At 73.2% G+C, this 13,270-nt stretch carries 11 protein-coding genes; 5 read left to right on the top strand and 6 right to left on the bottom strand.

Going from position 1 to position 13,270, the window contains the following annotated elements; genetic code table 11:
* Window positions 1-134 precede the first annotated feature (134 nt).
* Window positions 135-299 carry a hypothetical protein gene (locus ACVGV0_RS08290; RefSeq protein ID WP_459159280.1) on the top strand — a complete coding sequence of 55 codons (165 nt, stop codon included), beginning with the start codon at window positions 135-137 and terminating at the stop codon, window positions 297-299.
* Window positions 300-377: 78 nt separating this feature from the next.
* Here ACVGV0_RS08290 and ACVGV0_RS08285 read toward each other — a convergent pair whose 3' ends face one another.
* Both ACVGV0_RS08285 and ACVGV0_RS08280 read right to left on the bottom strand, forming a co-directional pair.
* Window positions 378-1,760, bottom strand: coding sequence for an FAD-binding oxidoreductase (locus tag ACVGV0_RS08285; protein ID WP_459159279.1), 1,383 nt, complete (start codon window positions 1,758-1,760; stop codon window positions 378-380).
* A 153-nt stretch (window positions 1,761-1,913) separates the two neighbouring features.
* Window positions 1,914-2,849 carry an NAD-dependent epimerase/dehydratase family protein gene (locus tag ACVGV0_RS08280; RefSeq protein WP_459159957.1) on the bottom strand — a complete coding sequence of 312 codons (936 nt, stop codon included), beginning with the start codon at window positions 2,847-2,849 and terminating at the stop codon, window positions 1,914-1,916.
* A 225-nt stretch (window positions 2,850-3,074) separates the two neighbouring features.
* Here ACVGV0_RS08280 and ACVGV0_RS08275 point away from each other — a divergent pair, with 225 nt between their 5' ends.
* Both ACVGV0_RS08275 and ACVGV0_RS08270 read left to right on the top strand, forming a co-directional pair.
* Window positions 3,075-3,944, top strand: a complete 870-nt coding sequence (locus ACVGV0_RS08275; protein ID WP_459159278.1) for a hypothetical protein — start codon at window positions 3,075-3,077, stop codon at window positions 3,942-3,944.
* A 31-nt stretch (window positions 3,945-3,975) separates the two neighbouring features.
* Window positions 3,976-5,604 carry an amidohydrolase gene (locus ACVGV0_RS08270; protein ID WP_459159277.1) on the top strand — a complete coding sequence of 543 codons (1,629 nt, stop codon included), beginning with the start codon at window positions 3,976-3,978 and terminating at the stop codon, window positions 5,602-5,604.
* Here ACVGV0_RS08270 and ACVGV0_RS08265 read toward each other — a convergent pair.
* The gene (locus ACVGV0_RS08265) at window positions 5,583-6,491 is read right to left on the bottom strand and encodes a serine hydrolase (RefSeq protein ID WP_459159276.1); all 909 of its coding nucleotides are present in this window, start codon (window positions 6,489-6,491) and stop codon (window positions 5,583-5,585) included. The two genes, ACVGV0_RS08270 and ACVGV0_RS08265, sit on opposite strands and share 22 nt — an antisense overlap.
* A gap of 251 nt (window positions 6,492-6,742) precedes the next feature.
* Between ACVGV0_RS08265 and ACVGV0_RS08260 the strand changes: the two genes are divergently transcribed.
* Together ACVGV0_RS08260 and ACVGV0_RS08255 are read left to right on the top strand one after the other, a co-directional pair.
* The gene (locus tag ACVGV0_RS08260; RefSeq protein ID WP_459159275.1) at window positions 6,743-8,317 is read left to right on the top strand and encodes an aldehyde dehydrogenase family protein; all 1,575 of its coding nucleotides are present in this window, start codon (window positions 6,743-6,745) and stop codon (window positions 8,315-8,317) included.
* A complete protein-coding gene (locus ACVGV0_RS08255) occupies window positions 8,314-9,489 on the top strand; it encodes an NAD(P)/FAD-dependent oxidoreductase (RefSeq protein ID WP_459159274.1) in 1,176 nt (391 codons plus the stop codon). Before ACVGV0_RS08260 ends, ACVGV0_RS08255 begins: the two co-directional genes overlap by 4 nt.
* Window positions 9,490-9,539: 50 nt before the next feature.
* Here the strand turns inward: ACVGV0_RS08255 and ACVGV0_RS08250 are convergent, their stop codons facing one another.
* The 3 genes from ACVGV0_RS08250 to ACVGV0_RS08240 form a co-directional block, all read right to left on the bottom strand.
* On the bottom strand, window positions 9,540-10,934 hold the full coding sequence (locus ACVGV0_RS08250; protein WP_459159273.1) for an FAD-binding oxidoreductase: 1,395 nt from the start codon (window positions 10,932-10,934) through the stop codon (window positions 9,540-9,542).
* Window positions 10,935-11,108: 174 nt separating this feature from the next.
* Window positions 11,109-12,002 (bottom strand): methylenetetrahydrofolate reductase, encoded by an 894-nt coding sequence (locus ACVGV0_RS08245; RefSeq protein ID WP_459159272.1) that lies wholly within the window; start codon window positions 12,000-12,002, stop codon window positions 11,109-11,111.
* Between the two features lie 217 nt (window positions 12,003-12,219).
* A complete protein-coding gene (locus ACVGV0_RS08240; RefSeq protein WP_459159271.1) occupies window positions 12,220-13,107 on the bottom strand; it encodes a mycobacterial-type methylenetetrahydrofolate reductase in 888 nt (295 codons plus the stop codon).
* Window positions 13,108-13,270: the final 163 nt, after the last annotated feature.

The raw sequence follows: 13,270 nt of genomic DNA, 5'->3' as shown, positions 1-13,270 counted from the left end.
CTCGGCCCGGCCGGGGGTTGAGCATTTCGCGCGAAATGTTCGACCCCCGGCTTCACCCGGACGGGCGTAGATCGCCTCCGCGGCGCCGCCGTTCGCTACCGTGACGGCAGAACCCGTCAGCGAGAGGAGAGCTGATGAACCCGGAGACTCCCGAGGCCGACGCCGCTGAGCAGGCCCGCGAGGAACAGCTGTTCTTCGACGACGAGGACACCCCCGGCAACGTGCCCGACGACGTGGACGCCGCCGACATGGCGGACCAGGCGCGAACCATCCCCGCCGAGGACGACTACGACTACTGAGCGGAGTCCGCGGGTTGGCTGTTGAGGGCGGGGGGACGGGGGTAGCTGGGAGGAACCTCCCGCCCGGCGCGCGCTTGATCAGGGGGCCTCGGGCAGCACGCGGCCCGGGTTCAGGATCCCCTCGGGATCGAGCGCCCGCTTGATGCCGCGCTGGGCGTCCAGCCCCGCCTCGTCCAGCTCCTCGGCCAGCCAGCGGCGCTTGAGGTGGCCCACCCCGTGCTCGCCGGTGATCGTCCCGCCCAGGCGCAGCCCCAGCTCCATGATCGCGTCGAAAGCGCGCTGCGCCCGAACCGCCTCGGCCGCGTCCTCCCCGTCGAAGGCCACGACCGGGTGCATGTTCCCGTCACCGGCGTGCCCGGCGCACAGCACCCGCACGTCCTGCTCGGCGGCGATGGCGTGCAACCCGCTGACGAGGTCCACCAGGTGCCTGCGCGGCACGCACACGTCGTCGATGAGCAGCGAGCCCAGCAGCTCGTGCGCGTCGCCGACGAGGCGGCGGGCGCGCATGAGCATCTCCCCCTCGGCCGGGTCGTCGGCGACGACGACCTCCGAGGCCGCGTGCTTGCGCGCCACGCGGTCGAACTCGGCCAGCTCCTCCGGCGCCTGCTCGCCCCGGTCGGACTGCACCAGCAGCATCGCCGCCATCTCCTCGGGGAACCCGAGATCGGCGATCTGCTGCACCGCCCGCACCGTGGGACGGTCCATGAACTCCAGCACCGAGGGCCGGTGCCCGGTGGCGAGGAAGCCGGTCACGGTGCGGCAGGCGTCCTGCACCGTCGGGAAGAACGCGACCGCGGTCAGCGGCTGCGCCGCGGCCGGGCGCAGCGCCAGCGTCACCTCGGTCACCACGCCGAGCGTGCCCTCGGAGCCCACCAGCAGCTGCGTCAGGTCGTAGCCGGCGACGCCCTTGGCGGTGCGCCTGCCGGTCCGGGTGGTGCGCCCGTCGCTGAGCACGACCTCGAGGCCGCGCACGAAGTCCCCGGTCACGCCGTACTTGACGCAGCACATCCCGCCGGCGTTGGTGGCCACGTTGCCGCCGATCGTGGACAGCGACTTCGAACCCGGGTCCGGCGGGTAGTACAGGCCGTGCCGGCCCGCCGCCGCCGCGAGGTCACCGTTGATCACGCCGGGCTGGACCACCGCCACCTGCTCCTCGGCGTCGATCTCGACGATGCCGTCCATCTTCTCCAGCGACAGCAGCAAGCAGTCGTCGACGGCGTTCGCCGCGCCGGACAGGCCGGAGCGCGCACCCTGCGGCACGACCGGGACCCGGTTCTCGCGGGCCCAGCGCACCGCGGCGGCGACATCGGCGGTGCTCCGCGCGCGCACCAGTGCCGCGGGCGTCCCCGCGGGGCAGAACGTCGCGCGGTCCCTGCTGGCAGCGTCGAGCACATCGGGGTCGGTGGTGACCGCCTCGGCACCGACGCGATCGCGCAGCTCGGACACATCAGCGGTGACCACGTGGCCGCACCCCTCCCGTTCACCGGGCGCTGCTCGTGACGGGTGGCCGTGCGCCGCATCCGTCACCTGATCGTGTCGGCATCCTAGTGCCGAGGACCGCGAACCGGTCAACACGAGGCACCCGCTCGGCCGCACCACCCCGGCGAAGTCCTGCTAACCGGGCCAGAGCCCGAACATCGACGCGAACCCCTCCCGCCAGCTCGGCCACGTCGGCCGCCAGCCCGCGGTCTCCCGCAGGCGGAAGTTGCTGGCGCCGCGCTGCTCGGAGAGCTGGTGCACGGTCCACCAGGACAGCTGCGCGTCCGCCTGCTCCCGGCTGAGCACCACCGGCTCCGGCGCGCCGATCATGCGCGCGTAGGCGGGCAGCCACTCGCCCGACTCCGCGGGTTCGTTGTCCACGACGTTGTACGTGCCCGGGTCCACCCCGGCGAGCACTTCGACGACCGCCCCGGCGGCGTCCTCGACGTGGGTGAACGAGGTCATGCCGATGCCGCCCTCGATGAGCGGCAGCTCGCTGCCGCGCACCTGCTCGTACTGGGCACCCTCGGGTGCGAACCCGGTGCCGGGGCCGTACAGCGCGCCGAAGCGCAGCACCACGCCCTCGATGTCCGGGCTGGTCAGCACCGCGTTCTCCACATCGGCCACGGCGCTGACCATGTCGCCCCACTCGTCGGGCGCGTCGGTCCACAACGGCGACTCCTCGTCGAGCACGTCGTGGCCCTCGGGCCGGTAGGTCGCGGTGAGGCCGTGCGTGATGATCCGGCGGGCCCCCGCCGCGATCGCGGCCTGCGCCAGGGTCAGGCTGCCGGTGCCGCGCAGCCGCGCGGTGCGGCGCGCGCGCTCGGCCGGCTCGCTGCTGCCGCAGTCGCTGAGCAGATCGACGACCACGTCCGGACGAGCGCCGAGGACGGCGGCGCGCAGGTCGTCCGGGGCGGTCGCGTCGGCGATGACGAACTCGTCGGCGCCCTCCACGTGCTCGTCCCGGTCCCGGATCAGCGCGGTGACCTGGTGATCGCGTTTTCGCAGCAGCGGGACGAGCGCAGACCCCACGACTCCGGTCGCACCGGCCAGAAGAATACGGAGCGGCACACCGACCTCACTTTGTGTTGGCAACGCCGCGTTCAGGATAACCACCCGCGCCGACGATGCCCGAACGGTCCGCTTCCGGCGCGCCTCGCGGAGGCGGGACGTCGACGGAGCGGACTCCACCGCGCCGCTCTCTTCTAGGCTGCCGGTGCCGCCGCACGACCGGGGGGAGCCGGCAATGGCGGGAACGGCTCCCGAGGTCGTCTTCGAGCTGGGAGGATGCAGGGTATGAGTCAACCGGGATCGCTCGCGCAACCGAACGCACCGCAGTCCGACACACCGGGCACTCTGGACCAGGCCGAGCAGCAGCGGCTGATCCAGGAGATCGGCCGGCTGGTCGTGCACGCCCTCCCCCCGGGCTGGCAGGAGACGCGCGTCGAGTACCGCGCGGCCGGGGTGCACGACGAGGTCTCGGCCGTGCTCGTCGCGCCCAACGGCACGCAGGTGCCGCTGGCGGCCCCGGTGGACGTCAAGCGGTTGTTCGTGCGCCTGCGCGAGGGCATGTACCAGCCCGAGCGGGGAACCTGGGTCAGCGCCCTGTACCGGTTGCAGCGCCCCGGCAGCTACGCGGTCGACTTCAACGGCGACCACGAACCGCAGTGGCAGAACCCCCCGCCGCCGCAGGCCTACGTCGACGAGCTGCGCATGTTCCCGCGCCCCGCCGAGTCCACACCGGACTGGCTGGCCCGGCGCGGCGGCGCGCCGGGCGGGGGTTCCGCCGGCGCGCACCCGGCGCTGCGCACCGCCGAGGTCTTCGACGGGACCGGCAGGCCGATCACCGCGCACCCCGCCGTGCCCCCCGCCGAGCGCGAACCGCTGCTGAACTACCTGGACAGCGCCCCCGCGGTCGTCCCGGCCCGCGACACCGACGCGGACCGGTTGGCGCCGGAGCGCGGCCCGGTCGTGCCGCTGTCGTTCCACACCGACGGCACGTGGGTCTGGCCCGCCGCGGCGCCGTACTACCTGCGGGAGCACGACGTGGCCCCGGAACCGGAGCTGGTCGAGCACGCGCGCCGCAACGGCTTCCGCCCGCCGGAGGTCGACCCGACCGCGCGGGAGGAGGCGGTGGCGCTGATCACGGGCGAACGAGCGCGGTGACCTCCAGCGATCACCTGCGACAATGAGCGGCATGCGTTCCCCGCACGCCGATGTCGCCTTCCTCGGTGGACCTGTGGCCACCATGGACGCCGCCCGCTCCTGGACGGACGCGGTGGCGGTGCGCGACGGGCGCATCGCAGCGCTGGGGCGCACCGCCGTGGACGAGCTCGTCGGTCCGGGCACCGATCTCGTCGACCTGCGCGGCCGGTTGCTCATCCCGGGGTTCTTCGACGGGCACGCGCACCCGATCTACGGCGGGCTGCAGCGGCTGCGCTGCGATCTCACCGACAGCGCCGACGCGCGGGACGCGCTGCGCCGCATCCGCGACTACCTGCGCACCCACGACCCTGACTGGCTGCTCGGCGGCGGTTGGGACCCCGGGCACTTCCCGGGCGGCACACCGACGCGCGAAGCCCTCGACGAGGTCACCGGGGACCGGCCCGCGTACCTCGTCAACGGCGACCACCACGGCGCGTGGGTGAACACGGCCGCGTTGCGGCTGGCCGGGGTCGACCACAACACGCCGGATCCCCCCGACGGCCGGGTGGAGCGCGACGAGCAGGGCCGCCCCAGCGGGACGCTGCACGAGGGCGCGACCCGGTTGGTCGCCCGCGCGCTGCCGACGACCTCCACCGAGGAGTACCTCGCCGCGCTCGTCGAGGGCCAGCGCTACCTGCAGGCCCGGGGCGTGGTGGGCTGGCACGACGCGATCGTCGGCGCCTACCTGGGCTACGGCGACACGCTGGAGACCTACCTCTCCGCCGACCGCCGCGGACTGCTGACCGCGAAGGTGCGCGGCGCGCTGTGGTGGGACCGCCAGCGCGACACCGAGCAGATCGACGAGCTGCGCGACCGCCGCGAGCGCGCCCGCGGCGAGCGGTTCCGCGCGGACGCGGTGAAGATCATGCAGGACGGTGTGTGCGAGAACTTCACCGCGTCGATGCTGCAGCCGTACCTGGCGCAGCGGGACACGGGGATGTCCTTCGTCCCCCGGGAGACGCTGCTGCGCGCCGTGCCGCTGCTGGACGCCGAGCAGTTCCAGCTGCACTTCCACGCGGTGGGCGACCGGGCGGTGCGCGACGTGCTGGACGCGATCGCGCTGGCCCGCGAGGGCAGCGCCTCCGGGGCGCGGCACCAGATCGCGCACGTGCAGGTGGTGCACCCGGACGACCTGGCCCGGTTCCGGGGGCTCGGGGTGGCCGCGACGGTGCAGGAGGCCTGGGCGGTCAACGACGCGGCGATGACCGAGCTGACCGTGCCCCACCTGGGCTCGCGGCGGTCGCGCTGGCAGTACCCGTTCCGGTCGCTGCGCGCTGCCGGCGCGGTGCTCGCCGCGGGCAGCGACTGGCCGGTGTCCGAGGCGGAACCGCTGCGCGCGCTGCACGTGGCGGTGAACCGCACGGACCCGGACGTGCAGGCGGAGCCGTTCCTGCCGGAGCAGCGGCTGGAGCTGGTCGACGCGCTCGCCGCGCACACCGCCGGCACCGCCTGGGTCAACCACATGGAGGGCGGCACCGGCACGGTCGAGCGCGGCAAGGCGGCCGATCTCGTCGTGCTCGACCGCGACCCGTTCGCCCTCGACGCCGCGCACATCGCCGACTGCCAGGTGGATCTGACCATGGTGGACGGCCGCGTGGTCTACGAGCGCCGCACCGGCTGAGCGGTGCCGCCCGGTTCCGCGGGGCCGCCCGGTTCCGCGGTGCCGGCCCCCGCTGCCTCCGCGTCCCCCGCTGCGGCCGCGCTCTCCGCCACCGCGTTCCCCACCGCGGCGGGGGGAGGACGCTGCGGCAGCGCGGCGAAGGCCGCGCTGCCGATCCCGGCGATGTGCGCGCACGCGGCGCGCTCGTCCTCGAGCCGATCGGTCAGCACGGCCACGACGCACTCGGGTTCCTCCCTGCCGAGCAGGGCCACGTCGTGGCGGTGGCCGGCGATCTCGCCGGTCTTGTTCCAGCTGCGGGCGCACTCCGGCAGCTCGGCGGGCAGCCGGTCGCGCACGTGCTGGCGCGACAGCGTGCGCAGGGCGTGGCGGGAGGCTTCCGGACCGAGGGCCGCACCGGTGGCCACGCGGTCGAGCACGCGCGCCTGGTCGAGCGCGGTCGTTTCCAGCACGCCCGGTTCGTCGGTGGCCATCAGGTGCCGCTGCACGCGCGTGCCGGTGCAGCCGAGTTCGCGGGCGAGCTCGTCGACGGCGGTGAAGCCGACGAGGTCGAGCACGGCGTTGGCCGCCGTGTTGTCGCTGATCGCGATCATGAGCGTGAGCAGGTCGTCCAACGGCAGCCGCCGGCAGCGAAGGTCCTTGAGCACGCCGGAACCGCCGACGCGCGCGGTGGGCACGGGCATGTCGGCGGCCAGGTCGAGCTCGCCGCGCTCGACCGCGCGCAGCGCGGCGATCAGCGGCAGCACTTTGATCGTCGAGGCCGCGTGCACCGCCCGGTGCGCGTCCACCAGCACCGGTTCGCGCTCGTGCAGGTGCCAGGCCGCCAACGCGAGGTTGCCGGGGAACTCCCGCCACGGCGCCCGCCGCACCAGTGCTTCCGCGAAAGTCACGACGTACTCCGATGCTCGACTGCTCGTACGCGCCGCGGGGAGCACGTGTTTTACACGAACGAGTGACACCCGGTGGTGGGTATTCCCGCGCGACCGGCGCCCGCGCTCCGCCCGCGGCGGCACCCCGCGTGGCGGGAACGCGAAATCATGCTTCTGGTGCTCCGCGTAGGCGCCCGAAAGGCTATACGGTTCCCACGAGGAGACGCGCGAGGAGGCCGTCCCACGTTCGACAGGAAGAATGAGGTGCCCAGGTGCAGTCGACAGTACGCTCCGTGATCGGTGCCGAGCCGCCCGCCACCGGGCCGGTCGACCGCTACGTCTCGTACAACCCGGCGAACCTGCAGGACGCGGTGGCCGAAGTGCACCTGGACGGCCCCGCGGAGTTCGCCCGGGCCACCGAGGTCGCGCAGCGGGCGCAGCGCGACTGGGCGCGCACCCCCGCTCCTGTGCGCGGCCGCGCCATCGCCGCGTTCGGCCGGCTCGTGGAGTCCAACAAGCAGGCCCTGGCCGCCATCGTCACCCGCGAGATCGGCAAGCCCCGCACCGAGGCGCTCGGCGAGGTGCAGGAGATCATCGACACCTGCGACTTCTTCGTCGGCGAGGGCCGCCGGCTCTACGGCCACACCGTCCCCTCCGAAATGCCGGACAAGCAGCTGTTCACCTTCCGCACCCCGGTCGGCGTGGCCGCGGTGATCACCGCGGGCAACTTCCCCGTCGCGGTGCCGTCCTGGTACCTGGTGCCCGCGCTGCTGTCCGGCAACGCCGTGGTGTGGAAACCGGCGGAGTACGCCGCGGCGATCGCGCGGGCCCTGGCCGAGCTCGCCTGGCGCGCGGGCATCCCGCACGGTGCGCTGAACCTGGTCTACGCCGCGGGCCACGACGCCTACGAGGGCCTCGAGCAGGCGCTGCAGGCCGGCCACGTGCACAAGGTCGGCTTCACCGGTTCGACCGCGGTGGGCGCGCAGATCGGCGAGCTGTGCGGGCGCCACCTGCAGAGCCCGTGCCTGGAGCTCGGCGGGAAGAACCCCATGGTGGTGGCCCCGGACGCGGACGTCGACCTCGCGGTGCAGGGCGCGCTGTTCTCCGGCTGGGGCACCGCGGGCCAGCGCTGCACCTCGCTGGGCAACCTGATCGTGCACCGCGACGTCCACGACGAGTTCCTGGGCAAGCTGGACGCCGCCCTGCGCGCGTCGACGCTGGGCGATCCCACCGGCGACGTGCTCTACGGGCCGCTGCTGGAGCGCAAGTTCGCCGAGCGCTTCGAGAAGACGCTCGAGACCCTGGGCGAGCACCACGCGGTGCTCGGCTCGGAGTTCACCGGACGGATCACCGCCGAGGCCCCGCGCGCCGGGTTCCTCGGGGACCCCGCCGCCGGGCTGTACTACCACCCGGTGCTGCTGTCCGGGATGCGCACCTCCGATCCCGTCTTCCGGCAGGAGACCTTCGGACCGATCGTGGGCGCGATCAGCTACACCACGCTCGACGAGGCGATCGAGCTGGGCAACGCTCCCGGCTACGGGCTGTCGGCGGCCGTCTACACCAACGACCCGACCACCGTGTTCCGCTTCCGGGAGGGCATCAGCGCCGGGATGGTCAGCGTGAACAACTCGACCTCCGGCGCGGAGGTGCACCTGCCGTTCGGCGGCAACGGCGCCTCCGGCAACGGCAGCCGGCTGTCCGGCACGTGGGTGCTCGACCAGTTCACCCGGTGGCAGTCGCTGAACTGGGACTTCTCCGGCAAGCTGCAGAAGGCGCAGATGGACGTCTCCACCGTGGAACCGGAGTGGGACTACGAACTGCCCGCAGACTTCGGAGGTGCGCGATGATCCCGGCCAGGCGAGGAACCACTCCCCCGCTGCCCGAGCGGACCGATGTCGTGGTGATCGGCGGCGGCGTGGTGGGCGTGAGCGCCGCCTTCCACCTCGCCGAGGCCGGTGTCGGCGTCGTGCTGGTGGAACGCGACGAGCTCGGCGGCGGCAGCTCGAGCAAGGCCGCCGGCGGGGTGCGCGCGCAGTTCTCCGACCCGGTCAACATCGAGCTGGGCAGGCGCAGCCTGCACGCCTTCGAGCAGTTCCACCAGCGCCCCGGCGCGGAGATCGACCTGAAGCAGCCGGGGTACCTGTTCCTGCTGTCCACGGCCTCCGACACCGCCGCGTTCGAGCGCAACGTCCGGCTGCAGAACGAGTGCGGCGTGCCCAGCCGCATGCTCTCGGTGACCGAGGCCTGCGAGCTGTCGCCGTACATCTCCGCGGACGGGCTGCAGGCGGCGGCGTACTCGCCCACCGACGGGCACTGCACCCCGGAGGCGGTCGTGCAGGGCTACGCCCGCGGCGCCCGCGCGCACGGGGCGGTGCTGCTGCAGCGCTGCGCCGCCACCGGCATCGAACTGCACGGCGCGGAGATCACCGGAGTGCACACCGAGCACGGCACCGTCCGCACCTCCACGGTGGTCTGCGCCGCCGGCGCGTGGTCGGCCCGGGTGGGCGACTGGGTCGGCATCGACATCCCGGTCCGGCCGCTGCGGCGCCAAGTGCTGGTGAGCGAACCGATCCCCGAGCTGCCGGCGGACCTGCCGTTCACCGTCGACTTCGCCACGAGCTTCTACTTCCACGAGGAGGGCCGCGGGCTGCTGATCGGCATGTCCGATCCCACCGAGGAGTTCGGGTACAACGTGGACACCGACGACGGGTGGCTGACCGGGCTGTCCGCAGTGGTGTCCCATCGCGCACCGCTGCTGGCCGAGGTGGGCGTGGCGCACGGCTGGGCGGGCCTGTACGAGGTCACCCCGGACAACAACGCCGTGCTCGGCCGCTCGCCCGCGATCCACGGGTTCTGCTACGCCACCGGGTTCTCCGGGCACGGGTTCCTGCAGGCACCCGCCGTCGGCGAGGTCGTGCGCGACCTCGCCCTCGACCGCACCCCGGTGGTCGACGTCACCGGCTTCGACCTCAAGCGCTTCGACACCGCCGAGATCCGGCCCGAGCACAACCTCGTCTGAGCGGCACCGGCGGCGACCGCCCCGCCGCCGCGCCCCTCCGAGCGCGGTGGTCACACGGGCGGGCCGAAGACCTTGCCCGGGTTGAGCACGCCGTGCGGGTCGAGGGCGCTCTTCACCGCCTCGTGCATGTTCACGACCGGTTCGCTCAGCTCGGAGTGCACGCCCTTGAGCTTGAGCAGGCCGACCCCGTGCTCGCCGGTGACCGTGCCGCCGAGGTCGAGCGCACCGGCCACGATCTCGTCGAAGGCGCGCTGCGCGCGCTGCCGGGCGGGCTCGTCGTCGGGCGGGGCGATGATCAGCGGGTGGAGGTTGCCGTCCCCGGCGTGCGCGATGTTCGCGATCGTCGTCTCGTGCCGCCGGGCCGAGCTCTGGATCCGCCCGAGCATCTCCGGCACGGCCGCCCGCGGCACGCACACGTCCTCGGTGAGCACCGGGCCGAGGCGCTCCAGCGCCGGATACGCCAGGCGCCGGGCGGAGAACAGCATCTCGGACTCGTGCTCGTCGGTGGAACGGGTGGTCCAGGTGGCGCCGCCCGCACCGAAGCAGTCGAGCAGCGCCTGCGCCTCCGACTCCCCGGTCTCCCCCGGTGAATCGGTCCGCCCGAGCAGCAGCACCTCCGCCTCGTCGGAGAGCCCCATGTTCTTCCAGCCGTCGACCGCGCGCAGGCAGTGCCGGTCGAGCATCTCCAGGGCCGAGGGCACGATGCCGGCCGCGGCCACCTCGGCCACCGCGCGCCCGGCGTCCACGAGCGAGTCGAAGTAGCCGACGACGGTGCGCTCGGCGGCGCGCTCACCCGGCAGCAGCTTGACGGTGATCTCGGTGATCACGCCGAGCGTTCCCTCGGAACCGACGAGCAGCCCGCACAGGTCGTAGCCGGCCACGCCCTTGGCGGTGCGGCGGCCGAGCCGCACGATCTCGCCGGTTCCGGTCACCGCCTGCACCTCGAGCACGTAGTCGCGGGTGACGCCGTACTTGACGCAGCACACCCCGCCCGCGTTGGTGGCGGTGTTGCCGCCGATGGTCGACCAGGGCGAGCTGGCCGGATCCGGCGGGTACCACAGGCCGTGCTCGCGGCACGCCGCGCGGAGCTCGTCGTTGACGACCCCGGGCTGCACCACGGCCAGCTGCTCGCGCGGGTTGATCTCGAGGACGGAGTTCATCCGCTCGAACGACAGCACGACGCACCCGTCGAGCGCGTTCGCCCCGCCGGACAGGCCGGTGCCCGCGCCGCGCGGCACGACGGGTGCGCCGGCGCCGACCGCCGCCCGCACCACCTCGGCGACCTCCTCGGCCGTGGTGGGACGCACCACCGCGGCGGGGGTGCCGTGCGGGGCCCACTCGGCGTCGTCGTGGGCGTAGCGGGACGTCGAGTCGGGGTCGGTCAGCAACGCCGCGGCGTCCAGCCCCTCTTCGAGTGCTGCCAGCAACCCGGTGGATCCCGGCATCGCGCCCCTCCCGTCCGCGGTCTTCCCGGCGCCGCTCTTCCCCGACACCGTATCCCACGATCGGAGGCGTCCCGCTTCCCGCGCTCGCGCCGCCCGGACACCGCGAGCGGTTCCCCGGCGCGGCTCGCGCACGCGCTCCGCGGGCAGCGGGGGCGGCCGGATGCGGCTGAGCTGTCAGCCCTTCGCGAAGACGCCGTCGACCAGGCCGAGGTTGCCCACCACCTCCAACGTGGCGCGCGAGCGGTTGAGGCTGTGGAAGTGCAGGGCGGGCGCGCCTTCCGCGATCAGCTGCTCGCACAGCCGCGTGGCGATCTCGATGCCCGCTGCGCGGAAGTCCTCCGGCTGGTCGCGCAGCGGGTCGAGCCGGTCGGCCACCTCGGGCGGGATCGGCACCCCGGCGAGCCGGGTGAACGTGTCCAGCACGCGCGGTGTGGTGATCGGCATGATCCCGGGCAGGATCGGCACGTGGCAGCCGCGCTGGGCCAGCCGGTCGCGCAGGCGCAGGAAGTACTCCGGCTGCAGGAACAGCTGCGCCACGGCGTAGTCCGCCCCGGAGCGGATCTTGTCCAGGGTGCGCCGCGTCTCCGTCTCCACGTCCGGCGAGTCCGGGTGCACGTGCGGGGTCGCGGCCACGCCCGTGGAGAAGTCCCCGCACCCGCGCACGAGCCGCACGAGCTCGTCGGCGTGGCGCAGGCCGCCCGGGGTGGAGACCCACTCGGCCCCGGGTCCGCCGGGCGGGTCGCCGCGGACGGCGAGCAGGTTGTGCAGGCCTTCGGCGGCGAACGAGCCGAGCACGTGGCGCAGTTCGGCGACGGAGTGCCCCGCCGCCGTCAGGTGCGCCACCGGCAGCAGCGTCGTCTCCCGCGCGATGCGGCCGGTCGTGCGCAGCGTGCGCTCGCGGCCGTAGGCCTCGGAGGGGTAGGTCACCGACACGTAGGCCGGGTCGAGCGGTTCGAGCTCGCGGATGGCCCGCCACAGTCCGCTCTCCTCGACCGCGCTGCGCGGCGGGGAGAACTCGACCGCGAACGCGGTGCGTTCCGGGGTGAGCCGGTCGATCACGTTCGTCATGTGCGCTCCTCGACGCTGTCGTCGGCACGCGGTGCGGCGCCCCCGCCCGCGCACGGAGCGGCCGCCCGCACCCGCGTCCGCCGTGGCGGCTGCAGGGCACGAGCGGCCGGGAACGGGCGGGCGCGCCGCGGCGGGACCGCCGGGCGCCGCGGGAGCGCGGCTGCCGCAACGACCCCGCCGCCGGCACGCCGCACCGGCGCGTCGCGGCGAGCGCGCATCACTCGGCGGAGTGCGGGGACCAGTAGTCCAGCATCTCCGCGAAGGTGTCGAACGCCGGCTTGGAATAACCGTACGGCGCTTCCAGGTGCAGGCTCATGCCGAAGCCGAGTCCGTGCACGCCGTCGACGACCCGCTTGTACAGGTCGACCAGCTTCTTCTTGCGGTCCTCGAAGGACAGCTCGGCGAGCTCGGCGACGAACCGCTGCTCGGCCTCCACCGCGGGGTTGCCCGGGTCCTGGATGAGCCAGTCGATGAGCTTCTTGTTGGACTCGAAGCTCGGGACGAACCCGAACGAGAGCAGCACGTCCGGCCGGTGGTCGGTGTTCTTGGCGAACTCCTGCAGGAAGTCGACGATGGCTTCCGAGTACAGCAGCTGGGTCATGCCGAACGTGGCCCCGCTGTCGCACTTGAAGTTGAACCGCCCCTGTTCCCCCTCCCGGGTGGGGATGAGGATGCAGCCGCGGTTCGGCACCGTCTCGCGGTAGCGGCCGAGCGCGTCCGTGGGCGCGACGAGGCCTTCACCGTCCTGCATGGTGCGCGGCACACCGACGAAGATGATTCCTTCCATTCCGGCCGCGCGGAGGTTCCGCACGCGCTCGTCGAGCTGCTGCTCGTTGTGGAACGGGGTCACCTGCGTGCACAGCGCCCGCACGTCCCCGATTTCCGGCTGCACCGTGCGCCAGAAATCGATCACGTCCATTTTCTGCTTGATGTCGACCGGGCGGTCGTCGTCCTCCGGAATGATTCCGGGCATCATCAGGTGGTCGATCTGGCCCGCGAGACCAGCGGCAGCGCTGTTCTCGGCGACCTTGCGGCCTTCCTCCACGGCCCGCTGCGGACCGCCATCCAAATCAGGCGGAACCAATTCGAGTGCGATCGTGTCCATGTCGGCCTCAGGTTTTCCTTTTGTCGACGTCGGTCACTTCATGCAGGGACCGTCTTGCTCTCCCGCCCGGAATGGCCGCGCGGTCCGCGGCGGGCGGGATTCCTGCCAGTTGCGAAGAAAAAGTGCTTTCGAATGATTCTACCGGGAGCTCCCGGTGCGCTTC

It is taken from the genome of Salinifilum ghardaiensis, assembly GCF_054491345.1.
The sequence above is the reverse complement of the archived record's forward strand: the minus strand, read 5'-3'. Positions and strand labels throughout refer to the sequence as shown.